Source organism: Prochlorococcus sp. MIT 1300, assembly GCF_034092375.1.
In the GTDB taxonomy this organism is placed as follows: domain Bacteria; phylum Cyanobacteriota; class Cyanobacteriia; order PCC-6307; family Cyanobiaceae; genus MIT-1300.
In genome coordinates, this window is the sequence record NZ_CP139302.1 from 1,769,005 (window position 1) to 1,795,268 (window position 26,264).

At 41.7% G+C, this 26,264-nt stretch carries 25 protein-coding genes; 11 read left to right on the forward strand and 14 right to left on the reverse strand.

Going from position 1 to position 26,264, the window contains the following annotated elements:
- Positions 1-258: 258 nt before the first annotated feature.
- A complete protein-coding gene (gene hemL / locus SOI83_RS09230) occupies positions 259-1,560 on the reverse strand; it encodes a glutamate-1-semialdehyde 2,1-aminomutase (protein WP_320676398.1) in 1,302 nt (433 codons plus the stop codon).
- Between the two features lie 132 nt (positions 1,561-1,692).
- Here hemL and SOI83_RS09235 point away from each other — a divergent pair, with 132 nt between their 5' ends.
- Positions 1,693-3,165 carry an FAD-linked oxidase C-terminal domain-containing protein gene (locus tag SOI83_RS09235; RefSeq protein WP_320676399.1) on the forward strand — a complete coding sequence of 491 codons (1,473 nt, stop codon included), beginning with the start codon at positions 1,693-1,695 and terminating at the stop codon, positions 3,163-3,165.
- A 60-nt stretch (positions 3,166-3,225) separates the two neighbouring features.
- Here SOI83_RS09235 and xth read toward each other — a convergent pair whose 3' ends face one another.
- Positions 3,226-4,041 (reverse strand): exodeoxyribonuclease III, encoded by an 816-nt coding sequence (xth, locus tag SOI83_RS09240; protein ID WP_320676401.1) that lies wholly within the window; start codon positions 4,039-4,041, stop codon positions 3,226-3,228.
- Positions 4,042-4,119: 78 nt separating this feature from the next.
- On the opposite strand from xth, the gene SOI83_RS09245 reads away from it, so the two are divergent.
- A complete protein-coding gene (locus SOI83_RS09245; protein WP_320676403.1) occupies positions 4,120-4,407 on the forward strand; it encodes a hypothetical protein in 288 nt (95 codons plus the stop codon).
- A gap of 29 nt (positions 4,408-4,436) precedes the next feature.
- Here the strand turns inward: SOI83_RS09245 and SOI83_RS09250 are convergent, their stop codons facing one another.
- Complete coding sequence (locus tag SOI83_RS09250) at positions 4,437-5,162, reverse strand: hypothetical protein (protein ID WP_320676404.1); 726 nt, start codon at positions 5,160-5,162, stop codon at positions 4,437-4,439.
- 154 nt (positions 5,163-5,316) lie between these two features.
- Here SOI83_RS09250 and SOI83_RS09255 point away from each other — a divergent pair, with 154 nt between their 5' ends.
- From SOI83_RS09255 to SOI83_RS09265, 3 genes are all read left to right on the forward strand, one after another.
- Positions 5,317-6,006, forward strand: coding sequence for a hypothetical protein (locus SOI83_RS09255; RefSeq protein ID WP_320676405.1), 690 nt, complete (start codon positions 5,317-5,319; stop codon positions 6,004-6,006).
- 63 nt (positions 6,007-6,069) lie between these two features.
- On the forward strand, positions 6,070-7,302 hold the full coding sequence (locus SOI83_RS09260) for a LarC family nickel insertion protein (protein ID WP_320676406.1): 1,233 nt from the start codon (positions 6,070-6,072) through the stop codon (positions 7,300-7,302).
- Positions 7,290-8,258, forward strand: coding sequence for a lysylphosphatidylglycerol synthase domain-containing protein (locus SOI83_RS09265; RefSeq protein ID WP_320676407.1), 969 nt, complete (start codon positions 7,290-7,292; stop codon positions 8,256-8,258). Before SOI83_RS09260 ends, SOI83_RS09265 begins: the two co-directional genes overlap by 13 nt.
- Positions 8,259-8,784: 526 nt before the next feature.
- On the opposite strand, the gene SOI83_RS09270 is transcribed toward SOI83_RS09265, so the two are convergent.
- The 4 genes from SOI83_RS09270 to SOI83_RS09285 all read right to left on the reverse strand — a co-directional run bounded on the left by SOI83_RS09270 (position 8,785) and on the right by SOI83_RS09285 (position 12,674).
- Positions 8,785-10,326 carry an iron ABC transporter permease gene (locus SOI83_RS09270; RefSeq protein ID WP_320676409.1) on the reverse strand — a complete coding sequence of 514 codons (1,542 nt, stop codon included), beginning with the start codon at positions 10,324-10,326 and terminating at the stop codon, positions 8,785-8,787.
- Between the two features lie 456 nt (positions 10,327-10,782).
- Positions 10,783-11,835, reverse strand: coding sequence for a GTP-binding protein (locus SOI83_RS09275; RefSeq protein WP_320676411.1), 1,053 nt, complete (start codon positions 11,833-11,835; stop codon positions 10,783-10,785).
- A gap of 44 nt (positions 11,836-11,879) precedes the next feature.
- Entirely contained in the window at positions 11,880-12,161 is a 282-nt protein-coding gene (locus SOI83_RS09280) for a 4a-hydroxytetrahydrobiopterin dehydratase (protein ID WP_320676413.1), read from the reverse strand.
- Positions 12,162-12,209: 48 nt separating this feature from the next.
- Entirely contained in the window at positions 12,210-12,674 is a 465-nt protein-coding gene (locus tag SOI83_RS09285; RefSeq protein WP_320676415.1) for a secondary thiamine-phosphate synthase enzyme YjbQ, read from the reverse strand.
- A gap of 599 nt (positions 12,675-13,273) precedes the next feature.
- On the opposite strand from SOI83_RS09285, the gene SOI83_RS09290 reads away from it, so the two are divergent.
- Both SOI83_RS09290 and SOI83_RS09295 read left to right on the forward strand, forming a co-directional pair.
- Positions 13,274-14,821, forward strand: a complete 1,548-nt coding sequence (locus tag SOI83_RS09290; RefSeq protein ID WP_320676417.1) for a carboxypeptidase M32 — start codon at positions 13,274-13,276, stop codon at positions 14,819-14,821.
- A 36-nt stretch (positions 14,822-14,857) separates the two neighbouring features.
- Entirely contained in the window at positions 14,858-15,445 is a 588-nt protein-coding gene (locus SOI83_RS09295; RefSeq protein ID WP_320676418.1) for an inorganic diphosphatase, read from the forward strand.
- Between the two features lie 7 nt (positions 15,446-15,452).
- On the opposite strand, the gene hemC is transcribed toward SOI83_RS09295, so the two are convergent.
- Positions 15,453-16,406, reverse strand: coding sequence for a hydroxymethylbilane synthase (gene hemC, locus SOI83_RS09300; protein ID WP_320676420.1), 954 nt, complete (start codon positions 16,404-16,406; stop codon positions 15,453-15,455).
- Between the two features lie 284 nt (positions 16,407-16,690).
- Positions 16,691-17,902, reverse strand: a complete 1,212-nt coding sequence (rpoD, locus tag SOI83_RS09305; RefSeq protein ID WP_414153412.1) for an RNA polymerase sigma factor RpoD — start codon at positions 17,900-17,902, stop codon at positions 16,691-16,693.
- 502 nt (positions 17,903-18,404) lie between these two features.
- On the opposite strand from rpoD, the gene priA reads away from it, so the two are divergent.
- The gene (priA, locus tag SOI83_RS09310; protein WP_320676424.1) at positions 18,405-20,684 is read left to right on the forward strand and encodes a primosomal protein N'; all 2,280 of its coding nucleotides are present in this window, start codon (positions 18,405-18,407) and stop codon (positions 20,682-20,684) included.
- Between the two features lie 12 nt (positions 20,685-20,696).
- Here the strand turns inward: priA and SOI83_RS09315 are convergent, their stop codons facing one another.
- Genes SOI83_RS09315 through SOI83_RS09325 form a run of 3 tightly spaced genes read right to left on the reverse strand, consistent with a single transcriptional unit; the run spans position 20,697 to position 23,281 of the window.
- Complete coding sequence (locus SOI83_RS09315; protein WP_320676426.1) at positions 20,697-21,794, reverse strand: DUF3153 domain-containing protein; 1,098 nt, start codon at positions 21,792-21,794, stop codon at positions 20,697-20,699.
- Positions 21,795-21,797: 3 nt separating this feature from the next.
- Positions 21,798-22,694 (reverse strand): acetylglutamate kinase, encoded by an 897-nt coding sequence (gene argB, locus SOI83_RS09320; RefSeq protein ID WP_320676428.1) that lies wholly within the window; start codon positions 22,692-22,694, stop codon positions 21,798-21,800.
- Positions 22,691-23,281: a DUF2854 domain-containing protein gene (locus SOI83_RS09325; protein ID WP_320676429.1), complete on the reverse strand. Its 591-nt coding sequence runs from the start codon at positions 23,279-23,281 to the stop codon at positions 22,691-22,693. Before SOI83_RS09325 ends, argB begins: the two co-directional genes overlap by 4 nt.
- Before the next feature lie 52 nt (positions 23,282-23,333).
- On the opposite strand from SOI83_RS09325, the gene SOI83_RS09330 reads away from it, so the two are divergent.
- Positions 23,334-23,525 (forward strand): hypothetical protein, encoded by a 192-nt coding sequence (locus SOI83_RS09330; RefSeq protein WP_320677745.1) that lies wholly within the window; start codon positions 23,334-23,336, stop codon positions 23,523-23,525.
- Between the two features lie 15 nt (positions 23,526-23,540).
- Here the strand turns inward: SOI83_RS09330 and SOI83_RS09335 are convergent, their stop codons facing one another.
- The gene (locus tag SOI83_RS09335; protein ID WP_320676430.1) at positions 23,541-23,996 is read right to left on the reverse strand and encodes a single-stranded DNA-binding protein; all 456 of its coding nucleotides are present in this window, start codon (positions 23,994-23,996) and stop codon (positions 23,541-23,543) included.
- Positions 23,997-24,025: 29 nt separating this feature from the next.
- On the opposite strand from SOI83_RS09335, the gene SOI83_RS09340 reads away from it, so the two are divergent.
- Both SOI83_RS09340 and cutA read left to right on the forward strand, forming a co-directional pair.
- Entirely contained in the window at positions 24,026-24,829 is an 804-nt protein-coding gene (locus tag SOI83_RS09340) for a precorrin-6A/cobalt-precorrin-6A reductase (protein ID WP_320676431.1), read from the forward strand.
- Positions 24,830-24,865: 36 nt separating this feature from the next.
- Positions 24,866-25,210, forward strand: coding sequence for a divalent-cation tolerance protein CutA (gene cutA / locus SOI83_RS09345; RefSeq protein WP_320676432.1), 345 nt, complete (start codon positions 24,866-24,868; stop codon positions 25,208-25,210).
- A gap of 12 nt (positions 25,211-25,222) precedes the next feature.
- On the opposite strand, the gene SOI83_RS09350 is transcribed toward cutA, so the two are convergent.
- Positions 25,223-26,236, reverse strand: a complete 1,014-nt coding sequence (locus SOI83_RS09350; protein WP_414153451.1) for an adenosine kinase — start codon at positions 26,234-26,236, stop codon at positions 25,223-25,225.
- Positions 26,237-26,264: the final 28 nt, after the last annotated feature.

Sequence of the window (26,264 nt, forward strand, 5' to 3'; positions counted from 1 at the left end):
ATTTTCTTTTGGTTCTCTTTAAAGCGTTTTAGGCGTCTGAAAATAAACATATTTTTTGCTAGAAGTTGAATTAATCGTAATTACCTGGGGTGATCCATGCATATTGCCACAGGTGCATTATCTCTGCATTGATAGCATCATATCCAGTTAATAAATTCACAGGATGAGATTTTCTAAATGGCCTTAGTTTAATTATATAAAAAATTGGAAACTGCTTTTCTTTATTAGGGTTAACCCCTTCAGAAGTAATAATGGAAATCAAGCAATTTCTGCAAAACTTTCTTTAAATGCTTGCAAAGTTGCATCAATATCGGCTTCTGAATGGGCAAGAGATGTGAAGCCAGCCTCGAAGGCACTTGGTGCAAGATAAACACCCTTTTCAAGCATTGATCTATGTAATCTGCCAAAGCGATCTGTATCAGCACCTTTGGCCTCTTCAAAGTTCCTTACAGGCCCTTCGCATAGATAAAAGCCAAACATTGCACTAATACTGCTACCAGTTATTGAGAGGCCAGATTCATTTGCAGCCTTCAAAATTCCTTTAAGTAATCTTTGTGTTGTTGCTTCTAATCGCTCATAGGTTCCTTCTTGGCGAAGCAGTTCAAGTGTTTTGATGCCCGCTGTCATTGCCAAGGGATTCCCGCTGAGAGTTCCTGCTTGATACATAGGGCCTGCTGGTGCAACCATTGCCATGATTTCTGCTCTGCCTCCATAAGCTCCTACAGGAAGGCCTCCTCCAATTACTTTCCCCATTGTTGTTAGATCTGGAATTACTCCGAATCTCTCTTGAGCTCCTCCGTAACTGATTCTGAAACCGGTCATCACTTCATCAAAAACCAGAAGAGCGCCGTTTTCCTTAGTTAATTCTCTAAGCCCTTCTAGGAAACCTGGTTCAGGAGTAATAAATCCTGCATTGCCAACAACAGGCTCAAGGATTACACCGCTTATCGCATCTGGATTTTCAGCAAAGAGTTCTTTGACTGCCTCTAGGTCGTTGTAAGGGGCTGTAAGGGTGTTTGAAGTTGTACTTCTAGGCACTCCCGGTGAATCAGGAAGCCCAAGAGTCGCAACACCCGAACCGGCTTTTACAAGGAACATGTCTGCATGACCGTGATAGCAGCCTTCGAATTTGATCACTTTGTCCCTACCGGTAAAAGCTCTCATTAGGCGCAGGACTGCCATGCATGCTTCAGTGCCGCTATTTACAAAACGAACCATCTCCACGCTAGGGACGGCATCAATAACCATTTGGGCTAAATGGTTTTCTAGTTCGCAAGGGGCTCCAAAACTAGTGCCTTTCTCCAGAGTCTCTTGCAGGGCGGATATCACCTCAGGATGCGCATGTCCGCAAATGGCTGGTCCCCAGCTCCCTACATAGTCGATGAAACGATTTCCATCTACGTCCCATGCATAGGGGCCTTTTACTCGATCAAAGACGATTGGCTGTCCGCCAACTGATCGAAATGCTCTAACGGGAGAGCTGACACCACCAGGCATAAGCTCTTGAGCGGTGCCGAAAATAGCCTGGGAACGGCTTGTGTTTAAGGCGTTAGCTGTCACAGGGTGATGCCGATTGGGTTCTAAACCGATGGGTATCTTGCCTTAAATAGGTCGAATACGTCTCAACTTTATTTTTGTATTGCATGTCTTCGTTGTTGATTCTCTAGGTTACTAAAAAGCCGAGCTTTCACCTTGAACCACGACTGGGCTGTTCTGGAAAGGGAACTTAGGGAATTCCTTCCAAAGAAAGCTGTGATCAATAAGCGTCAAGATTTGCTCGTTTATGACTGTGATGGACTCACCATCAATCGTCATGAACCTCCTCTGGCCGTTTTGCCTGAGACAACTGAACACGTTTCTAGGATTCTCTCTAGTTGTCACAAGCATGGGATCCCTTTTGTCGCAAGGGGAAGTGGAACAGGACTTTCAGGTGGTGCTGTAGTCGAGAAGGAGGCTCTGCTTGTCATAACTAGTCGCATGCGAGAAGTCCTTTCAATTGATTTGGATAATCAAAAAATTGTCGTACAGCCTGGTGTTATCAATAGTTGGGTTACACGTGCTGTCTCTGGAGAAGGGTTTTATTACGCGCCAGATCCATCTAGTCAGGTCGTTTGCAGTATTGGAGGCAACATTGCAGAAAATTCAGGTGGTGTTCACTGTTTGAAATATGGGGTGACAAGTAATCATGTTCTTGGTTTAGAAGTAGTGCTTCCTGATGGCCAAATTACAAATTTGGCAGGAGAACTTTATGAATATCCTGAACTCGATTTGCGAGGTGCTTTTATTGGAAGTGAAGGGACTCTTGGAATAGCCACTTCTATTACCTTAAGACTTTTAAGGGCTCCAGAACATGTAACTGTTTTGTTGGCAGACTTCTTAAATATTGAAGAGGCTGGTGAGGCAGTACGTCTTGTAACAAGGGCAGGGCTTTTACCTGCTGGCATGGAAATAATGGACAATTTTATGATTAATGCAGTAGATGATCTTTTTGGCTTTGATGAATATCCCCGTGATGCTGGGGCTGTCTTATTGATTGAATTAGATGGTCAAAATGAAGAAGTTAATTTTTCGGCAGAGAAAGCAATAGAAATATGTAAACAAACAGGTGCTAGAACTGTTAGGCGTGCTGACGAAGTATCGGATAGAAATTTACTCTGGAAGGGGCGTAAAGCTGCTTTTGCAGCTGTTGGTCAAATCTCATCTGGGTATTATGTACAAGACGGAGTTGTGCCAAGGAGTACACTGCCAAAAGTCCTTTCAGAAATAGAGAAGTTGAGTGCAATATATGAACTTCCTGTAGCAAATGTTTTTCATGCAGGTGATGGAAATTTACATCCTTTGATTCTTTATGATCCAATGATTCCTGATATTGAAGTTAAGGTCACAGAGTTGGGAGCAGCGATTCTTCGTGAATGTTTGGCTGTTGGCGGCAGTATTACTGGAGAACATGGTATTGGCTCAGATAAGAGATGTTATTTGGATTGGATGTTTAGCAGTGATGATTTGGCGACGATGAGCTTGGTGCGCCAGGCATTTGATCCAGATGGTCTGGCTAACCCAGGTAAAATATTTCCAACACCGCGAAGCTGTGGTGAATCATCTCGCAGAAAAGTAAATATGAAAATCAAGAAGAATTATCAATTTAATGATCTAGAGGCCTTTTGATTTGTTTCGAGGCTTTGATGTTCCTAATTTTAAGGGTTAATTCTTAAGAATAGTTTTTACTTATTCCTCTTCTAATTCAATTGGCCAACAAATTTCTACCATTACAGGAGCATGATCACTGGGCTGGGTATTTCCGCGTACGTCCTTGTGTATTGCACAGCTCTTTGCGTAAGAAAGTAATTCATTGCATAAGTAAATGTGATCAATTCTCCATCCTCTATCGCGATCCCAAGCCCCAGTTCGGTAATCCCACCAACTCCAATGATTGCTGTTTGGTTCGAAAATTCTGAAGACATCATGGAGTCTGCTCCCTAGGACTTTTTGTAAAGCTTCTCTTTCTTCTTTACTTGCCATGATTCCACCACTTAAACGGTTGGGATCATGAATGTCCTTATCTTCGAGAGCAATGTTGAAGTCTCCTACCACGCAAAGTGGTTCATCTCTTTGGTTTTGTTTTTCAAGGTATTTATGCAAGCAAGCAAGCCATTCGAGTTTGTAATTGAACTTTGGTGATTTAAGAGCAGATCCATTGGGAACGTATAGGTTTACGATTCGAATTCCATCAATTAGAGCACTGATCACTCTCTTTTGTTCTCCAAGTCGAATCGCATTTGGATCATCTGTTAACTCGCCTATGAATCCAAAACGTACATCTTCAATATTCGTCTTGCTTATTAGCGCAACACCGTTATAAGCTTTTTGCCCGTGGAACTGGACTTGATATCCCTCGGCGGAAAAATCTTCATGAGGGAAAAGAGGATCATCAACTTTAGTTTCCTGTAAGCAGAGAACATCTGGACTTGCTTCTTTTAGCCAAGTCCTTACCTGCTCACTGCGCGTGCGGATAGAGTTGACGTTCCAGGTTGCAATTCTCACAAGTCCGAAATTTTGTAGAAAACCCTATAGGATGGTTTTCATGATATTAGAGGAGCAATTGAATTGAATAGAAAATCAGTGCGCTTTATCTCTAATGTCCTAGTTAATCTTTTTGCTTCATTCCCAATAGTAGTTGGTTCGATAATAGATTTTGCTAGTGCTGAAGTTACCGGACTTGAGGTCCAGTCTCCGCACGAAAGAGATATTTTCAATACTTCTCCTGGAAGTGGTCAGCCAAATGTTTTTGAAGTTACTAATCCAATGCAATTAATGAATCAGTTGCGACGAATGACTGCAATGGATGATGCGACTAGTCCTTCGGAAGCAGTTGATGCTGCTCTTGATGCGCTTGAATTAGATCAATGAAATAAAAACCAAATTTCCGTAAATTATGTTTATCGATAATCCAAGTTAGATCTTTCGGCCTGGAGGCCCCACTCGCTAGCAAGGTCATCAATAAGAGAATCTATCTGCCCTGGCTTAGTTCTTCTTTTACGTGCTTCCCTAAGAAGTAATTGTGCTTCGCTAAAGAGTTTTTCCTTCTGCTTCATTTCTGCTAGTGCTATTACAGGTTTGGCATCACCTTTCATTTCTTCCGCTAATAATTTGTAAATCAACTCTGCAGAAGAGCTTTGTTTCATGTTTTGGTGGAGATCTGCCAATAGAAGCCCTAACCTCATTCGATTGGGTTTGGTTGCATTCTCGAAGCGCTTTTTAATTAATGAAAGCGAAGCATATGGGGTTTTATTTTCAATATCAAGTAATGCCTTTAGCTCAAGAATCTCTATATTTTTATGATGAACGCCAGCTAAATAGTTGATTTCTTCCAAAGCTATTTTCTTGTCACCCGTTTGACGCTTCAGCTCTACTAGAAGCAGCCTCCAGCCTAGCTTTGATTGATCTTTGTCAACGATCTCCTCAACAGCGGATCTGGCTTCCTGAATTCGGCCGAGAGTTAATAGGCTTTTTATCATCTTTTTCTCAGCTTTGGGATTGAGACCAAGGCTGTGATGCCTTTTCAAAAGGATATTTACACGACTTTCGAGAATCCTTCTGTCCCCAGACCTTCTTGACTCTGTTGAAAGAGAACTAGCTAATACCCAGCAAAGGCCAAATGCCATCACTAGTAAAGTCAGTGCTTGAACTGGTTGGGAAGAGAGAAAAATCTTCTTGTTTGTCTTGTCCAACTAAAGCAGGTAGAAATAATGATTAGTTTGAGGTTGGCTGGCAACTCTGGCTAGATTAAGTACTGGACGAATAAATCTTTTTTTTTCGATGCGCGTCCATCCAATCCCTCCGGTTACAGAACCCTTGCAATACCGGGCTATAGGTATCGTACGAGGAATTTACCAACCTGAAGACTCTGAACAGTTAACAAGAGGATTTCTTGTTGATTCCAAAGGAGAAAAGGTTGAGGCCGTAGTGCTTGGAAGAGTTTTAACTTTAATGCGCCGTCATTTGGCGATCGACAAGCCTCATTTATGGGTCGTTTACCCTCGTTGTCGGGAAGAAAGTCACTTACATCTTCAAATTGTTGGCATATGGGAGCCAAGCTCCTTATATAGAGCAGATTCACAAAGTGCTGGGGTTGATCCAAATTTGTCTATATCAAATGACCTAACTGATACTTTGCCTGAGGGAGATGACTATTTCTCTATACGTGGGGAGCTTATTTTTACACGGCCTGAGACTAGGGAATTAGTTGTCAAGGTTAGGCAGAAACGCAGGGCTAATGGCAGTCGACCTATTCCATTTAAGCTTCAGATTAAGGGAGATCTTCCCTTGAAAAACTTACGTCATTTTGTTTCAATGGATGTGAGGCGAATTGGACAGGAACTTCATTTAGAAGATTGCAAAGTGCTAGAGGCTCTCCAAGAGAAGGTGGGCAAACGCCGTGGAGTTGCAGGCAAAGGCTCTATAAATAAAAGACAATTTAATAACAAAGAGAAATCTTCTAATTCCTAATTCTTCTCTTTGAGCCTTTTGACTTTTTCATAAACTTTCTCGAGCTTGAGTGACCTTTGGTAAATGGCAGTTCTTTATTTTGATTGTGCTTCTGGTTTAGCAGGAGACATGCTATTGGGCGCATTGCTCGATTTAGGAGTTCCGCTTAATGCAATCGAAGAGCCTCTTAGAGCTATTGGGCTAGGTAATACTTTCTCTATTAATGCTGGTGAAAGCAGCAGCTTTGGAATGAGAGGGCTTCGAGTTTCTGTTCAAGAGTTAGAGACTCCACCTCCTTGTAGACATTGGAGAGATATCAAGAAAATGATTGCTGAAGCAACTTGGTCAAAAGATTTACGGAATAACGTTTTAAGGGTTTTTGAATTACTTGCTGAAGCGGAGGCCTTTGTTCACGGAAATAGTGTGGAGGAGGTTCATTTTCACGAGATAGGTGCGATTGACTCTTTAGTTGATGTTGTTGGTGTCTGTGCAGCGATTGAATATTTGGCTCCAGCAAGAGTTCTTAGTGCAGTGCCTCCTGCAGGCAGCGGAAATGTTGAAACTTCTCATGGAATTTTGCCAGTGCCCGTTCCCGCTGTTTTGGAGTTGGCACGAAGGAATGGGATACGCCTGATGTCTGACCCGCAATCTTCACTGGGTGAATTAACTACGCCAACTGGTCTTGCATTGATGGCTATTCTTGCGGAGAGTTTTGGGTTGCCTTCGTCTTTTGGTATTCAGCGTATTGGAATAGGCCTAGGGCATAGGAATTTCAATAGGCCAAATTTACTAAGAGTTTATGAGCTGGATGATCTTTCATTGACTCCTGTAGATGGAGAAAAAGTAGGGTTGAGTTGGCAACCTTTGGTTGTACAGGAGGCTTGGATTGATGATTCAACCCCAGAGGATTTGACCATCTTTATTGATCAGTTGAAGAAAGCTGGTGCTATTGATGTGGCATGTCATCCGATTCAAATGAAGAAAAGTCGAATAGGAATAAGTGTCACTGCGTTGGTTAAACCAGAAGATGCCTCTTCTCTGCGACTAATTTGGCTTTCTAGAGGATTAACTATTGGCTTAAGAGAAAGATTTAATGGTCGATGGGCTTTGCCTCGCCGTATAGGATTCTGTCCGACAAGCTTTGGAAATATAAAAGTTAAGCAGACAAGGAGACCAGACGGTCAACTCACTATAAAACCAGAACATTCTGAACTTTTACGTATTAGCAAAGAGTGTAGTTGTTCCATAGATGATATCAAGCTAGAGATTTTTGAGAATGCAAATCACTTTGCAGCTGAGGGCGAATGGGAATTTTGAGATTAGTTAGATCGTTAATTACTTCTTTCGCTAGCCTGTCTATCCCAGGAGGCCTTAGCTTATGGACAACATTATTAAGTATCTTTTTTGTTCTATTCGTCTTATCAAATAATGCCAAGAGTTTTTTTGAATTAAACCTAGATGCCACTGGATTTATTTGGTTATTACTGGCTTTAATTGTTAGTATGCTTAGTCTTCTGGTGAACTCTTTTGCTTGGAGTTTGCTTGTCTTATGGTTGGGGCATAAGCCTAAAAGGCTATCAATTATATCGCTTTTCTTAAGTACTAACTTAATGAAATATTTGCCAGGAGGAATATGGCACTTTCTTGAGAGGGTTAGACTTTTAAAGTTATATATGAGAACTTCAGACGCACTTTCCTCTGTATTATTTGAGCCAATACTTATGGCTGTAGCAGCATTGTTATGGGTGCCTTTTGGTGGTTGGCAAGCTGGTCTCTCTTTAATTTGCTTTCTGCCGGCATTTCTTTTAACGCCAAACTTAAGACAAATGGTTTTAAATAAAGTTCAGAGTTTAAAAGTAAAACAGCTTGAAATTGTCAGTGAGGAAAATCTTGGAGATTTGGTAGTTGGCAGAAGAAATATTGGACCTGCTAATTATCCATTTATTCCTTTAGCTTTTGAGATGATTTTTGTGTTAATCAGGTTTTGTGGCTTTTGGTTTTGTCTTCTTGCCTTTTCCATATCTTCTGAGCTTCCTATTGGTCAATGGTTGGCAGCATTTTCTTTGGCTTGGACTGTTGGATTAATTGTACCTGGAGCTCCTGGAGGGGTAGGGGTATTTGAGGCAACTCTCTTACTTCGTATAGGCTCCTTGGTGTCAGATGCACAACTGATTGGAGTTATGCTTTGCTATAGACTTGTTGTTACTTTTGCTGACTTACTTTCTGCTTCGGCTGTTCTGCTAGGCCGACGACTTTGCAAGAGGCTTGACTAATATATTTATTTAAAACTATCTCAGTAACTTGGATTTACTGTTGCTCTTGCCAGCCTTTTTTCGATCTTTTAAAGAAAGAAATACCTGTTTGTCGCAATGAACATCTAAAATGATTACCATAATGGATAATAGGTTTGTAGTAAAAGCTACCTAAGTTTAACCTTGGGGCTTTCCTTAAGGCGCAGTCCGATCTAGGTAATGGAACGGGGGCATAGGCATTGCTGAGGACTTTGTTATCTCACCTACTCTTGTTTATAGCGGCCAAGGCTACAGCCCTGCTAGTAAGACTGTTTTAAGTATCAATTGAGATTGACCTATAGAAAGCAAACTTATCTCAGAAGAAAGGCTGAAGTGTGTTTGACATCTTTTAGGTACCTTGCGTATATGGAGGTTTGCTATGAAAAGTAAAAGCAAACAAGTTTTTGATTAAAAAGTAAAAGTCCTTTGTCTGATATTTTTCAGATGAATGACTTTTGTATAAGCTTTGGCGAAGGCTACCTATTCAAAATTAACGCTTGTTCTAGTTTTATTTATCTTCGATATTAGAGTTGCTTAGTCCAGGTATTAGGGCCAAGGAGGCTAATAAACCCAGGCTAATTATTAGCAATGCTGGTAAGATAGATTCACCAATTCTTTCTTCTTTTAAATAAACAAATAGTCTGACTGAAAGAGTATCGAAGTCAGGAATTCTCAATACAAAAGTTAGTGGAAGCTCTTTTACAGTGTCCACAAAAACAAGTAGGGCACCAACTAAAAGAGGTCCCTTTAAAAGTGGAAGATGTACCTTTTGCAGAACTTTTGGCCATGAGAAACCTAAAGCTGTGGCTGCCTCATCTAGATTGGGTGATAATCTCTCAAAGGCAGCATCTAAGCCCCCTTTAGTAACTAAAAGGAAACGTACTCCATAACCCCATATTAGGACAATAATGGTAATTAAGTTCCATCTAGAAGCAGTGAATGGCATAAGTGCTATAGCAAGAACAGCGCCTGGTATTGCATAGCCTATACCTGCAATAAATGAAAGTGCATTGATTAATTTGGAGGTGGTCCAGCGCTTGGCTATTGAAAGAATTAGCCCTCCTAAAAGTGTAATTATTGCGGCACTTAAGCCTAGTCCAAAACTTCTAGCAGTTAGTAGGCCTAATTCAGGGTCAATTCCTTGTTTAAGTTGATCAGCATTGAGTACTGCCCAGAGAATTGGAAGGCCAAGAGTAACGATTGGAGGAGTCGCTCCTACTAATTGAGCGCTTAATGCTCTTGCACCATATAGTTGCCAAGCTGGTGATTCTCCTCCTGCAACCCCTTCTGTCCAACGCTTACTTCTATTTCTAAGACTCCTTTCATAGGCCACAAGTGACATAACGATTATTAGTGCAACCATTGATAGCCCAATTGCGCCTGCAGGATTTCCTTCCATTCCCCAGTTTTCACTTATTCCTGCTGAAATGCTTGGGATATTTAGAAGCTCAACTGCTCCTAGTTCATTAACTACTTCCATACCCATCAGTGCTATCCCTGCACCAATTGCAGGAAGCGCAATTGGTAGAGCAATACGTCGAAAACTATTCCAGGGTCCTGTTCCTAAACTTCTACAAGCTTCTAGTTGTCTTCTTCCACAAATAGCAAAGCTTTCTGTGCTGAGAAGAAATACATATGGATAAGTTGTTAATGCCATGATAATTATTCCCCAGACCATCCCATTAATTCGAATGGCATTTCTGCTACCTAGATCTATCAAAATGGCACTTAATAAATATGGTGGAGTTGCTAGTGGTAATAATTGGGCAATGCGAAGGGTTTTCCTACCTGGAAATCTGCAATTAGCGAGTAGCCATCCATTGGCAGTCCCAAGCATCCCTCCTAGTACTGAAGTCCCAATTAAAAGTGTCAGGGTACCTTTAATTTGTTGGGGACCATCTATTCCTAAGTTTGCTGAGCCCTTAATTAGCCCTTGAGCACCTTCTGTAATTAGGCCAACCAGAGGCCAGAGGACTATCCCTGCACAAAAGACCGCTATAAGATTTAGCAAAAACCGACCCGGCTGAAATTGAGGGCCCGTTTGTATCATTGATAACCAAGCCTAGTAAGGATTCCTTGTGTCACTTGAGTATAAAAATCCACTTTCTCTATAAGGAATTGAGGTGTCAAATATAAATTTCTGAATTTATCTGAGGCTAATTGTACAAAATACTCAGATCTGCCTCTCTTTGGTTGGGATAGGGATCAGGGCTGGCTCCATTAAGCCCCCACCATTATTGTCGTCATCTGAATCGGTGAGGAACCAGAAGGCCAGTATCACTAGTGCAAATGTGGCTATTGCAGCAACTGTTTCGACCATATGCTTCTCAAGTTAGAGGTCACCATAGGCACCTTCTACTGAAAAAGTACAAAGACGATGGACTTCGCAAGGTCTTTTCATGTATTGGCTAGACAACAGTATTTTGAATTTTCCTCGGGAGAAAGCTCTTGTCTGTGCTGTTGGAGAATTTGGCTTGTTCTTTATTCGTGATTATTCAGTGTGACGTTAACCAGGGATTTCTGCTACGCAAGCATTTAATTGCTGTTGGATTGCCTTGTGATTCAAGTTACGCCCAATTAGTACAATTTGGTTCTTTCTTTCGCTTTCCCAGTCAGTGTCATCAATAGAAAAACGCTTGCCCGCTAAATGAAAAATATGACGTCTCTCACTTTCATTAAACCAAAGTATTCCTTTGGCTCTAAAAACTTCACTGGGCAATTGATTGTCGAGAAAATTTTGAAACTTTTTCAAGGCAAAGGGACCATCACTTTGATATGAAACTGATGTAAAACCATCAATATCATTGTACTCGGCTTCCTCATGATTATGGGAATGTTTTTCATCTGACTCGTGATCATGCTCACAATTTCCGTGTTCATGATCACAATTGCTGTGGTCATGAACATTTTTAATACCTTTCGAGTTGACTTTATCTGTTTCAAAAAGACCTACACTTAAGAGTAATGATAGTGGTACCTCTCCTTTTGTAGAATGTAGGATTCTCGCTTCTGTTTTTAGCGATCTTAATTGAGATTCAATTTCTAATATTCTCTTTTCGGCTACTAAGTCACATTTATTAAGTAGGAGTATGTCACCATAAATGACCTGAGCTCTGCCTACAGTGGTATCTAGGAATTGTGTTTCAAAGTTTTCGGCATCAACTAAAGTAATAATTGAATCCAGTCTGGTTGTATCACGGAGTTCACTGCCTAGGAAGGACATTGCTACGGGAAGTGGGTCGGCAAGACCAGTTGTTTCTATTACTAGGTAGTCAATTGGCTGAGGTTTATCGATTAGTCTTTCAACTGCTTCAACTAATTCGCCATTAATTGAGCAACATATGCAGCCATTGCTAAGTTCTATCATGTCTTCACTAGTACTAATTATTAAATCATTGTCTATACCTATTTCGCCAAATTCATTTACTAGAACTGCAGTTTTGAGATCTTGCTGGTTGCTTAATATATGGTTTAGAAGAGTTGTTTTCCCAGCTCCAAGAAAACCTGTGATTATTGTTACTGGAATTGATCTTGGTTGACTCTGTAAGTTTTTGTACATAGAACTTGTGATTTGGAATGATTGGCTAGAAATAGAGGATCTTTTTAAAGCTTATTTATTTCTTTGGCAAACATTAAGTCTATATTGCTTAATCCCCCTAGATCATGTGTGGTTAAATCTATTTTAACCAAAGCATAAACATTACTCCATTCTGGGTGATGATTTATTCTCTCCGCAATCATTGCGACTCTAGTCATAAATCCAAAGGCTTCTACAAAATCCTTGAATTTAAATTTTCTTTGTATTTTATTGCCTACAACGGTCCACCCAGGTAGTTCTTGAGAGAGAGTAGAAATCTCTTCTTTTGATAAAAGTGATGCTTTCATTCTTAACCTTATAAAATTTTCATTGATTGGATTTTATTCTATTTCATCTTAGCTTTCGAACTCACCAACTGCATGTAAACTAATTGTTCTCAAATGTTCTGACTCCCTGTGTTCCCAAAGGTATACAGCCTGCCATGTACCAAGTATAAGTTTACCTAAATCTATGCTTAAGCTCATTGAAGTGCAAGTAAGGCTTGTGCGTATATGGGCAGGCATGTCGTCTTTGCCTTCTGAGGAATGTAGAAAGGTGCTTTTGGGACCATGACCACTTAATGGCTTAAAACCCTCTTCGGGCACCAGTGCTTTCATGTAATTAGAAAGATCTTTTAGTACATCTGGGTCTGCATTCTCGTTGATCGTTAAGCTGCAGCTGGTATGAAGTGCAGTCAGGTACAGAACGCCCTTGATTAACTTGGAAGCTGATACCCATTCATTTAAAAAGGGAGTTAAGTCTGTAAAACCTGATCCACTTGTGCGTATTTTGAGTCGGTCTAAGGACTGTTCAAGAGGCATACTTTTTTGTTCTTTATTTTTTGCGCTCTAATCTTATAGCAAGTAACATGTCGTTCAATATAATTTTTAGTAATTGACTGGGCGTCAGTCTAACAGAATCGACTTCTGTTTCTATAGGGTTAATTGATCAATCAGTGTTCGCTAAGATTACTGTTGATTCTAGAGGCTGTAAAACAAAAGAAAGTTTGCTTTGTCTGCTTCTTATAGCAACTCTTGTTTGGTGAATTCATTAAAGTGGAACAGCTTATTTGGAAAGAAATCACATGAAAGTATCGATAGCTTGTATAAAGGTTGGGTTTTACTCTTATTGAATTAGCCAAGCTTTTTCTTTTGCTATGCCGCTACTCTTTGGAGTATAAAGTTTATAGCTATTGGAGAATCACTTTTAATATTATGCACAGTCTTGGGAACTTGTTAAGGCTTTGTAGGTTTTTACAAGCTTTCTTTGTTTAATATATGGATTTGAAGATCTTTTTGAAAGTTGCCTTGGCTTAGCCGTATTAAGAAAACTTTCTATGGTGAGTTGCTAATTTATGATTGCGTTTTGTCCATATAAGCCAACATAATTAGATTGATTAGTTCTTTGCAAGGTCCAGCTTTTGCCTGCGCTCGCTTGGCATCGTCTGGGGGGTTATCTCCGAGAGACTCAGCTTCTGGGTTCAATTCAGAGCACCCTTTATTGGGATCAGAACACTCGCATGCCCTCTGGTGGGGCCGCATGGAGGGGAGAGCAATTGAGTTTGCTTGCAACTCAGATTCATGCTCGTCAAAGTAGCAGTCATTTTGAGTCTCTTTTGGAAGAGGCCGAAAGTGAATTTCAGTTAGAACAAAGAAGTGGGGATATGAGTCTTGAAGAGATTGGAGAGAGAAGTAGGAATTTGGAATTATTGAAGCAGGATTTGATTAGGCAGCAAAGATTAGACCCTTGTCTGGTTGGAAATTTAGCCAAAGCAAAATCTGATGGATACAACCAATGGCAGCAGGCACGTGATGTGGTCGACTTTAATTTTTTTGCGCCTGCATTAAAAAACTTGATTGCTTTGCGTCAAGAACAGGCCAAGCAGTTGTCAGAACCACGTAGTTGCTGGGAAACATTGGCTCAGCCATTTGAGCCCGATCTGTCTTTGACTCGTTTAGAGGAATTGTTTGAACCTTTAAGAGCGAAACTTCCTGTCCTTGTTGAAAAGGTAAGAACTTGGGGAAGCCCATCGCGAGAAAAATGGGACTTAGAGGTTAGTGCTCAAGAGAATCTTTGTAGTGAGCTTCTTAAGGATTGGGGACAGGATCCTGCAATTACTTGTGTAGCGCGTTCCCCTCATCCTTTTTCAATAACTTTGGGGCCTTGTGATTTCCGTTTAACAACGCGAGTTGTCCCTGGTCAGCCTTTTTCATGTTTCTTGGCCACAGCACATGAGTGGGGGCATTCACTTTACGAACAGGGGTTGCCAAATCTTAGTCATCAATGGTTTGCATGGCCTTTGGGACAGGCCACATCTATGGGGGTTCATGAAAGCCAGTCACTTTTTTGGGAGAATAGGGTTGCTAGAAGTCAAGGTTTTTCAGAAAGGTGGTGGACTAAATTCGCTAACTTTCATGCTCCTATAAATTCTGCAGCTGACTTTTGGCGACTAATAAATCCTTTGACTCCAGGTTTAAACAGAGTTGAGGCTGATGAGCTTAGTTATGGGTTGCATATATTGATTCGCACGGATCTAGAAATAGCAATGTTGGAAGGTGGTCTTCCGGTTGAGGATCTCCCTTTGGAATGGAATCGACGTTATACAGAACTTCTGGGAGTTACTCCGAAAAATGATTTAGAGGGATGTTTGCAAGACGTTCATTGGAGTGAGGGACTTTTTGGTTATTTCCCTTCTTATTTGCTAGGCCACTTGATTAGTGCTCAGATTGCAGATGCTATGGCAAAAGACTTAATTGAGGATGGTGCTAATGAGAATGACCCTATTAATTCTTTGATAGCCGAAGGGAGTGAAGCTAAAATTCTTAAGTGGCTGCGTGCAAATGTTCACCCTTTAGGTCGTCAGGTAAACGCTGAGCAACTTGTGAAAAAGGTCAGTTGTGAGGAACTCTCTAGTAGGCCTTTCCTTAGATACCTAGAGGACAAACTAGAACGACTTCATTTTGCTTGACTACTAGGATGCTCAACACAACTCCCTAAGTGCTGTATGGCCAACCTGGATCAAGCTCCTAGTAGAAGCATGCCCAATCTTTTGCATGTTCTGCCTGCATTCGCAGAGGAGTCAGAGCTTCGCCTGAATACGATTGTTGAGCTCAATTCAAATACGATCAACAAATATGAGCTCATTACAGAGACAGGGCACTTAAAACTAGACCGTGTTGGCTATTCATCATTAGCTTATCCATTTGCATATGGATGCATACCTCGTACATGGGATGAAGATGGAGACCCATTAGATATAGAAATAGTAGGAGTGTCGGAACCATTGGTACCAGGCTCAATTGTTGAGGCTCGGATTATTGGAATTATGACTTTTGATGATGGGGGGGAGGTTGATGACAAGGTGATTGCTGTACTTGCTGATGACAAACGTATGGACCATATAAAACATTTTAATGATTTGGGAGAGCAGTGGCAAAAGGAAACTAAGTATTATTGGGAGCACTATAAAGATTTAAAGAAGCCAGGTACATGCAGTGTTAATGGCTTCTTTGGGATTGAAAAAGCTATTGAGATTATTAAATCCTGCGAGGCACGATATCTTAAAGAAATTGACCCTCGCCTGGTTGCCTAAAACTTAATTAAGCTTCAGGCCTAACTGTTTCAAATATTTCTGAAAGGATCTCTCCTGCTCCTTGAGATTTTAGCTTTTCAGCTAGTTCTAGGCCAATGGATTCGCAGTTGGTATTCTTGCCACGACTTTCGTCTCTAATTAATCTTTTTCCATCCAGGCTTGCAACCATTCCTGTGAGCAACAAGTCCTCTCCATCAATTTTTGAGTTGACCCCTATCGGGACTTGGCACCCACCTTCGAGCTCTCTCAGAAAGGCTCGTTCTGCGAGGCATCGCTGACTTGTTGGCGTATGTTCCAAGACACTTATTAGAGATAAGACTTCTGGTCTGGCTTCAACGCATTCAATGCCTAATGCCCCTTGGCCTACGGCGTGGAGGGAAATTTCACTTGGAATTAATTGATGAATTCGGCTCCCAAAACCTAGTCTGGTTAAGCCCGCTGCCGCAAGTATGAGGCAGTCATAGTCGCCCGAGTCGAGTTTTTCTAAGCGTGTAATTACATTCCCTCTAACGTCTTTAAATATGAGATCTGGATAATGATGCCTCAATTGTGCTAATCGGCGGAGTGAGCTCGTACCGACTACAGAACCTTTTGGCAACGTTCCAAGTTGGTATTTCGCATTTTTGGAATTAACGACAAGTGCATCTGCGGGATCTTCTCGTTCAGTAACACACCCAAGTATTAAACCTTCAGGCAAGTTGGTTGGGAGGTCTTTTAGGGAATGAACTGCTATTTCTGCTCGTCCTACGAGCATCTGAGCTTCTAGTTCCTTTGTGAAAAGGCCTTTGTCTCCAATTTTTGCCAAAGCAACGTCAAGGATCTTGTCTCCCTGGGTTGCCATGGCTTCAACTGAGACAGAAAGGTTTGGATGAGCCTTTTCAAGCTCTGCTTTTACCCAGTTGGTCTGGACCATAGCGAGCTGGCTTCTGCGAGAGGCAATGCGCAGTTGGTCGAGGGGCATTAAAAAACAATCCGATCCTTCTAAGCCTAAGCAAGCGTACGCTTCATATTTTCGAAGACTGACAATCTTTTATTTCTTGTTTGTAGGCAGAGGAGCTGGCGTTTTGCTAATGGCCTCCGAGAAAGTTGATGGAGTTTGGTTTGTAATTTGACTAAATAACTCCTATTTGACAGCTAAATTAGTAAAAGATTAATGACACTTTACTGTTAAATTATTACTTTGAACATACTGATAAATTTATGAAGTGATATTAATTAACTATGTAAGCGGTAGAATATTCTAAGTTATTTTATGTATTCTTTTAATACTCCATTCCTGTTTGGATGACGCAACTTCCTTAATGCTTTAGCTTCTATTTGCCTAATTCTCTCACGAGTAACATCAAAGATTTGTCCGATTTCTTCAAGTGTTTTCATTCGTCCATCATCAAGCCCATATCTAAGTCTTAGAACGTCTCTTTCTCGTGGACTAAGAGTTGCAAGAACACCCTCTAAGTCTTCCCTTAAAAGGTTTTTCGCTACATCCTGCTCGGGATTCTCAATGTCAGCCTCTATAAAATCACCGAGTCTTGAATCTTCTTCTTTCCCTATAGGTGTTTCTAGCGAAATAGGTAATTGAGCACTTTTAGCAATAAAGCGAAGTTTCTCAATTGTCATCTCCATGCTTTCCGCAATTTCCTCCTCTGTTGGTTTGCGACCAAACTCCTGGCTAAGGACCTTAGTGGTTTTTTTGATTCGTGAAATGGTTTCATATAGGTGCACTGGAAGTCGAATAGTCCGACTTTGATCGGCGATTGCTCTTGTGATTGCCTGGCGAATCCACCAAGTGGCATAAGTGGAGAATTTATAACCTTTTTCGTGATCGAACTTCTCTGCAGCACGTATTAGGCCCAGGCTTCCTTCTTGGATGAGGTCTTGGAAAGAAAGACCACGGTTCATGTATTTCTTAGCAATTGAGACAACCAAACGTAGATTTGATTGAACCATCTTTTCTTTAGCCCTGCGACCCAACATCAGGCGCCTACGAAATCTGATGTTGGGCATCTCTACAAGAGCTGCCCACTCTTTATTGGTTGGATAATGGCCGTTATCAGTTTCAAATTGATTGGCTAGCTCTTCTAAATGGAGAAGATCTGCAATTTTTCTTGCTAGCTCAATCTCTTCGTCAGGTCGAAGTAGGCGGATACGACCAATTTCTTGAAGGTAGACCCTTATTGAATCCTCTGTATATACGCCTTTAGGCCCTATCTTGATGCTTGCAAGGGCTTTGGCTCTGGCTTCTTTTGCTATCTCAGAGGTTGCATCAACGAGTTTTGTTTCGCTTTGGGCTTGAGTTGTATTTGGTTCGATTGTTGATTTCAGAGAAACTTCAGTTGTTTTTTCTATTGGAGCTAATGTTTTTCCCTCAGACTTCTTGTTAGTATCTTTTGCTGTTGTTTTTTTGCTAGAAGCTTTAGCTGATGGAATAGCCTTCGTTTTTTTTGATGAGGGCTTCACTTTCTTTGCCTTAGATTTGGCAGTTGAAGCCTTTGGTGCATTGCCCGCTTTTTTTGCAGAAGTTGGTTTGGCTTTCGTCTTTGGTGAGGAAACCTTGGTTGCAACAGAAGTCATATTTAGAAGCCTCAAATAAAGTTTACTTGATTAAAAAAGAAGACTCGGTATTTGAAATAACGAACAAAACCTCATCAAATAAAACCTCCTCAAAGTAGGGCTTTGGTAACTTGTTAGATCGTTTGAGCATCTATCAACTTCCTTTTTTGGAAGAGTGATTTTACTCTTTTAATCCCAATTGAAACCCTTTTGCTGGTTTGAGGTAAAACTGATGGGTGGAAATGGGTGGATCATTGCAGGGTTGTCAGGGGCTTTCTCAGACAGGCCAATCTTCGTGGAGAATTCCAACTTGATAGAGCTTCATGTCTTCCCACTGGACGGAACGAACACTGCTTTGTTCCGACAACAGCCTCTTGGCTGTCCAACAAACTTAGTCTAAAAAAAACTTGTGAGCTCTGCAAGTCTTGAAAAACCTTCTCTGCCTATTGAGGTTGATGTTTGGTTAGAAGCAGGAAGGGAAGGGCTTTCTTTTACCTATAAAGACGCAAAGAATCTTGGTGTTGATATTGGAGATCTGGTGCAAGTGCGTTTGCGAGGCCGTTTAATGAACGGCTTGGTTGTTGGGAAACGCCTTTCATCAACCAATAAGTTGAACCCTCAGGTGAGGGGTGGGCGCCCCTTGCAAGCGGTTGAAGCTTTGATTCAGCCTGCAGCGGTTGACACCCTTTGGCGAGAATGGATTGAGGCTTCTGCTTTTAGTTGTCATATCAGTGCTTTCAGAATGTTGAAAGCAGCGTTGCCCCCAGGGTGGTTGGGTCAGAAACCCTCAAGATTGCAAGAGCCGCGTGAAATGTGGTGGTTGCAACTCGAGAAGGATATTGATTCTTCTAAGGGATTTGGGTCAAAGAAACAAGCAGAATTATTTAATGAATTAGTGATTTGCGGCGGAGGCGCATGGCAGAGGGATCTTCTAGCGAGAGGCTTTGGTATATCAACTATGCGAAGCCTGATTAAAAACTGTATTGCTCGCCGAGAAAAAAAAGTATTTTTACAGACTCCCAATAGATTTAATAGTCCAAATTGCGCGATGAATGTTATAGAAAAGCCTAGGGATTTGACTATTGAGCAGCAACAAGCTGTAGAGACTTTCGTTGCTCAACCGGCTGGCTCTGCTTTGTGCCTTTGGGGAGTTACTGGTTCTGGTAAGACAGAGGTTTATTTGAATCTTGTAGCAAAGGAAATCAAGGCTGGTAATAATAGTTTGATTCTTACTCCTGAGATTGGCCTTGTGCCTCAGTTAGTGGATAGGTTTCGGAGAAGATTTGGTGCAGATGTTTTAGAATATCATAGTAATTGCTCTACTAGAGAGCGTATAAATAACTGGAAAAGATGTTTAGAGTCTGATACCCCATTGGTCGTAGTTGGTACGCGATCGGCTGTGTTTTTGCCGATGAAAAAACTTGGCCTAATTGTTTTAGATGAGGAACACGACTCTTCATATAAACAAGATTCTGTCATGCCTTGTTATCACGCTAAAGAACTTGCTTTAGATCGAGCAAGGCGGACAGGTGCAAAAGTTTTGCTGGGGAGTGCAACTCCATCACTTTCCACATGGAAGTCTTTGAAACCACAGGGCTCAATAAACCTTGTGCGCCTAACCCGTCGAATTTCAAGCCAGCCATTACCTTCTGTGACTGTTATAGATATGCGCCAGGAGCTTGAAGAAGGCAATAAGCGATTAGTAAGTCGAGGATTGATGGAATCTCTCTCGGCTCTACCTTCTTCAGGAGAACAAGCTGTTGTTTTAGTGCCAAGGCGTGGATATAGCAGTTTCTTAAGTTGTCGTAGTTGTGGTGAAGTTGTGGAGTGCCCCCATTGTGACGTGGCTCTCACTGTTCACGGCAGTAGGAATGGGAAGCAGTGGTTGCGCTGTCATTGGTGTGACTATCGCGAGACTATTTCGTCTAGATGCAAGGCATGTGGGTCAAATGCTTTTAAGCCATTTGGTGCAGGTACTCAACGAGTGATGGAACATTTATCAGAAGAATTGCCAGAAGTGAGGTTTTTGCAGTTTGACCGGGACACGACTGGAGGCCGAGATGGTCATCGACGGTTGTTGGGACAATTTGCAGCAGGTGAGGCTGATGTTCTTGTTGGTACTCAAATGCTTGCAAAGGGTATGGATCTCCCTAGGGTCACTCTTGCAGCAGTACTCGCTGCCGATGGTTTATTGCATCGCCCGGATTTGCAAGCTGGTGAACAGAGTTTGCAATTGATGATGCAATTGGCGGGTCGTGCAGGCCGTGGAGAGCGCCCTGGAAAAGTAATTGTGCAAACCTATTGCCCAGAACACCCTGTGATTCTCCATTTATTGGACGGTCGCTATGAGGAGTTTCTGAAAAAAGAATCCCAACTCCGTCGCGAAGCGGGCTTGGTTCCATATAGCAGGGCTTGCCTGCTTCGCTTAACTGGGAAATCTTCCTCTATTACTGCAACAGCTGCTGCAGGACTTGCTGAACAATTAAGGTCGATATGCCTGAAAAATGGATGGTGCCTAATCGGGCCTGCTCCCGCCCCAGTCTCAAGGGTGGCTGGCCGCAGTCGCTGGCAAATTTTGCTCCATGGCCCAGAGAAAAGTCCTTTGCCTCTTCCTGCCGGATCCACTATGTGGAATACCTTGCCTAAAGGAGTAGCCTTATGTGTTGACCCCGATCCGCTTGAGCTTTAATAAACAGATTAACTACGCAGGAAGTTCAGGGAAGCCAAAGCCCAACTTGAGACGTATGCTTTGTAGAATTAGAGCTAAGGAAAGTAACCCAAAAATTAAAAAAGTCCCTATCCCTAACCCGCTCCATTGCCATCGTTTAAGTTCAAGTTGGTTTAGAGCTCCTGGTTGTATATCCCATCGAAGAAATTTGTTGTCTTGAGCAGTTAATTTAGGCTTGGCCTTAATATTTTTAGATGAATTTGAGTCTATAACTATTGATAAATTTATACCAGGAATCTTGGGCATATCTTTTAAGTCTATTAGAAGTATCAGCTTTTGTTCAACTCCTATTAACCAGTTCTTTTCATTTAGAACTAACTCTGGAGGAGGTAGTTCAATGCCAGCTTCTTCGGTGGCCACTTTAAAGACTTCTTGAAGGAGTATGTTGGCATCCTTCGATTGAAGAATGGGCGAATAGATCTTTTGTAAACCACGGCTTTGCTCTTGAATTTTAAGTCCACTAACTGAAGAATTTAGGGATTCTTTTAACTTTTTCTGCCAAGGCAGTATTTGTTGGCTTGAGGTTTGGATTTCCCAGTCTAATGAAACGCGATTAGGTCCTGGAATGCTTAGTCTGGTTTGAATTTGAACGCAGCCACTGAGAAGAAATGTTAGACTGATTAGTATAGTTAAGGCTAAGAAAGTAAAGCCAAGGTCCATTCCCTTTGTGGGACCAGTTGGTGGAAGAGGAGGTAGATTTTTGTTGGTTTTATTTGTAAACCGAGCATTGTTTTTCTGATAACTTATGTTTGTTTCTTCTAAATCAAGAGCAGGTAAATCAATAGACCAATTAGAAGGTCTTGGAAGGCTTGGAGCTTCGAGAACCTCAAGTAGTTGTTTAGCTAGTTGGCGCAGTTCTGGGTTCTTGCCATGAGTAAGTTGTCGAACTATTTTGATTGCTTTTTGTTCTTGTCCAAGCCCCATTAAGGCTGTAACAATCATTATGCGAATTTTTGCTCCTTCTTCTTGCTTGGGGGGATATACCTTCGTTAGTGGCTCTAATAAAGAAAGGACCTGGCCATAATCCCCGCAAGCAAGGGCTTTCTCAGCCTTTGCCAGCTCGTTTTTCACCGATCAGCCTCGACCTAAAACCATTGTTCCAATACCAGCATCTGTGAAAACCTCGAGGAGTAGAGCATGGGCAATTCTGCCGTCAATTATGTGAGCAGCTGAAACTCCTTGAGCTAAGGCTCTAATGCAACATTCAATTTTTGGAGTCATGCCACCAGAAATGATTCCTTCAGAGATAAGTTGACGTGCTTCAGAAATAGGAAGCTGATGAATTAATGAGTTTGGATTGTTTTGATCTCTAAGTATCCCAGGTGTATCTGTAAGGAGAATTATTTTTTCTGCTCCAAGGGAGGCAGCTATTTCTCCTGCGACAGTATCTGCATTGATATTGTGGGAAAAGCCTTCAGTTGTTGCCGCAACGCTAGAGATTACAGGTACATAACCCTTAGCAAGAAGTGGTTCCAGAACTTCTGGATTTACTTTTGCCACCTCTCCGACAAGTCCATGACTTCCATTGTCAAAAGGCCTAGCTTCAACCAAAGTGCCATCACTTCCGCTGAGCCCAACAGCTTGGGCTCCTAGTATGTTTAGGCCATTAACTATTTGTTTGTTTACTCTTCCTACTAGGACCATCTCTACAATATCCATAGTGTTCGAATCAGTGACTCTTAATCCATTACGAAATTCAGCTGAAATATTTAACTTCTTAAGCCAAAGGTTGATTTCTGGCCCACCACCATGAATGACAATTGGCTGTACGCCCACACTAGAAAGGAGAGCTATATCCCTAAAGACAGCCCCTTGGAGATTCTTATGTGACATTGCTGCTCCGCCATATTTGATAACAATGCGACGTCCAGCAAATCGTTGAATATAAGGAAGGGCCTCGCTGAGTACAGAAACTCTTAGTTGATCATCATCGCTGCGATGTTTGGGTAGGTCTTGGGGAAATCCACTCACTGGCTTTGCTTGCTTTCATTATCTGTATGTTGACTTGTTGATGTGTTTTCGGCATTGATAGGAAGAAGGGTTAAGTCAATTTCTTCTGAATTCAATATTTTCAGATCTGCTTTCAATCCAGTTGCAAAGAAGCGACTTAGTCGATCTTCACGTTCTTGCCACCGTCCTAGAGGAACCCCACCAAGTTCAAATTTTAACCTTGCTCCATATCCATCAGGACTTTTTAAGAGTTCGATTTCTTTCAGTTGTGGTGGATTGTCCTCGTCCCATAGCTTCAAAACTTCTAGAGAGGACTCAAGGTGAGCTTTTTGACCATATCGCCAACGGGTAACATCCCCTACAAGTTTTATTAATTCGTCTGGGGCTTCTCCTTTTGCTGCTTTTAAAGCATTTTGACTGTTGATTAATTTCGCTGGAGGTAGTTCTGATGTTTTTAGTGCAAGTCCTCCTATGAAGATGGGAAAGCCATAGAAAAGTGTTGGCACACTTAGGTTTGCCGCACCAGTTAAGTATGCAACGGTTCCTATAACTGTTAGAACTGCACCAGTTACGGTAATGAGGTTGCCTGGGGCTAGTAGATAATTCATGTGGTTATTTTGGCGCCCAGATTCACCAGATGTGGTTTCAGGAGCACTTGTTATGGAGATAAAAAATGGAGATCAGGATGAGCTCCTGAAGTTGATTGCCCAGCTGGATGCTGACAGAATTTGGTTGTTGGAACAAATTGACCGAGGGCGATGGCCAGAGCTTCGCTTTGATTTAGCTGCTTTGGAGAGAGAGTTGGGTCAATTACTTGCAAAACTCTCTAAGGATTTAGATGAGGGTCTTTGAAATTCTTAGAGCAGCTCAAAAAGGGATTTCATCTGTATCAGGGATTAATGGAGAACTATTCCAATTGAGTGATTCAGGCTCAACTGGAACTTTTTGATCAGAGGCACTGTCTACTTGTGATATAGACGGGCTTGGTGTACTGGAATTCTCACCCTTGGGATTTGATGCTTGGCCTATAGGGTGGAATTTACCAAGAGTGAATTCGGCACGTTTCTCTTTGGTCCCATCTTTTCGAGGAACTGTATTCATTCGAAGACGACCTTCTAACAAAAGTCTTTGTCCTACGCTGACTATGCTTTTAAGCTCTTGGGCCATATTGCCCCATCCGACAACTTTTAATTGAGTTGGTGGATCGTCTGCACGAAGTCCAGCAAATCGAACCTCCATTTCTGCAATAGGGGTTTGATTATCTTGCGTGTAGCGAACTGTTGGAGGTTGAATTACTTCGACTTCAAGTAGACAGTGGTTCATTTCTATCTCAAGTAGTGAGAGTCATATTGATGCACACCGCCAGGAATTGCCAGCGGCATATATGGCTGCTCTCGGGAACGGGGGAGGGCCCCGCATTTGTGAAGGCTTTTTTAAACCATGATTTCAAAGTAAGTGTGAGTGTCGTTTCGATTGAAGCTTCCTTTGCTTACGAAGGGCTTGCTCTGGAAAATCTTTGGGTTGGACCTCTTGATGGCATTGAGGGGATTAGTAGTGTTCTTTCTGAGGCTGCTAATTCCGAGAACAAAATTGATTGTGTTGTAGATGCAACACATCCCTTTGCGACAGTGATTAGTAGGGATTTGCAGGAAGCATGTAAGGCTTTTGAGAAACGCTTGATTCGATTCGAGCGTCCTTTGACCGATTCAGTGGGATCAACGTTCCTTGGAAGTCTTGAAGAGTTGTCTAATAAAGCTGAACAAGGCCAGAGGATTTTGCTTGCGATAGGGTCACGACACCTATTAAGAGCTGTATCTTCAGCAAAAGAAGCAGGCGCAATCATTTTTGCTCGGGTACTTCCTTCCCCTATAAACATTAGAACCGCTCTTATTGCAGGTCTCCCTGAAAGTCACTTGGCAGTTGCTCGGCCATCTAAAAACTTTTCTTCGGCTGCATTGGAAACAGCCCTTTGCCGAAGATGGGATGTTGATGTTGTTGTTTGTAGACAATCAGGAGGAGTTGTAGAGCATCTATGGCGGGAGGTCTCTCGCCAATTGGGCATTGATCTCTGGCTAGTAGAAAGGCCTGGTCAGCCGCTTGGAATAGAAGTTGTTAACACTTTGAAAGAAGTTTTGGCTAAAATAAAAACTATTTGATTGAAATAAAGTTTGACTTATCCTTAATAAACTTAATTGAGAGGATCGAATCTTTTGAAAAAAGTTGTTTTAATTTTGACTACTGAGGGTAGTCACCTGAAAGCAGTTGAATTGGCTCAGTCACTTTTGAAAAGAAAACTTGCAGCTTGTGTTAATTTGCGAAGCATTGAATCACATTTTTGGTGGGAAGGAAATCTTGAGGCCATTAAAGAAGTGCAGTTATTAATAAAAACAAGTCCAAGCCTTGTGGCTGATCTTTGTGAAGTTATTAATGAACAACATAGTTACACCACTCCTGAAATCATTGAATTGAATTGTAGAGCTAGTAATGAGTACATTGACTGGATAGAGTCATCAGTAAGCTGCAGCAAGTCTAGTTGAAGTGATTAAAATTTATTTTAAATACATCTTGATTAGATCGCTAAGCGAAGTCCTTGATCTAGGGCCAAATTGAGTAACAATTTGGCCTGCACAGATAGAGGCAATTTTTGCACAGTTCAATAAAGTTTCGTTTTGCGTTAATCCATAAAGGAAGCCACTGGCGTAAAGGTCACCCGCCCCTGTGGTGTCAACAACTTCGCCAAGATTAATTGCTGGAACAGGATGGATATCAGTTGGGGTAACAATTGCGGAACCTTTTTTACCAAAAGTTAGTGCTGCTATTTCACAACGGCCTTGAATCTTCTTGATTGCATCCTCCACATTAGAAGTCTCATAAAGGGCGGTAATTTCAGATTCATTAGCAAAAAGAATATCTATATAGCCGTCAACAAGTTCTTGAAAACTTTTCCTATGCCTATTAACACAAAATGAGTCTGATAGTGATAGTGATACTTTCCCCTTTGATGCTAGGCAGGCTTTGGCGGCACTTACGAACGCTTTTTTGGCTGCAGGGCTGTCCCATAGATATCCCTCTAGGTAGAGGATTTTTGCATCTTTAACCATTGTCAGGTCAAGATCGTTGGGTTCTAGTTGCACAGAAGCTCCTAGATAAGTGCACATTGTGCGTTGGGCGTCTGGAGTTACGAGGATGACGCAACGAGCTGTTGAAGGACCTTGTTGAATTGGAGGAGTGTCAAATTGTGCTCCTACAGATCGAATGTCGTGGGCAAAAATTGTTCCAAGCTGATCACTCTTTACTCGTCCAATAAAGCCTGCCTTCCCTCCTAATTGTGCAATCCCAGCAAGTGTGTTTGCAGCTGACCCGCCAGAAGTTTCTATTCCGCTTCCACAAGAGTCATAAACCTCTTGTGCTTGCTCTTCACTCATAAGCACCATTGAGCCTTTAGTTAGGCCATTTTTTGTCAAAAACTTATCATCAGTTTGAACAATAATATCTACAATCGCATTTCCTATACCTACAACATCTAAAGAACTATTTCCTGAATTTTTCTTTTTAGACATGATGAATAATGTCGTTTAGCTTGTTCTTGAA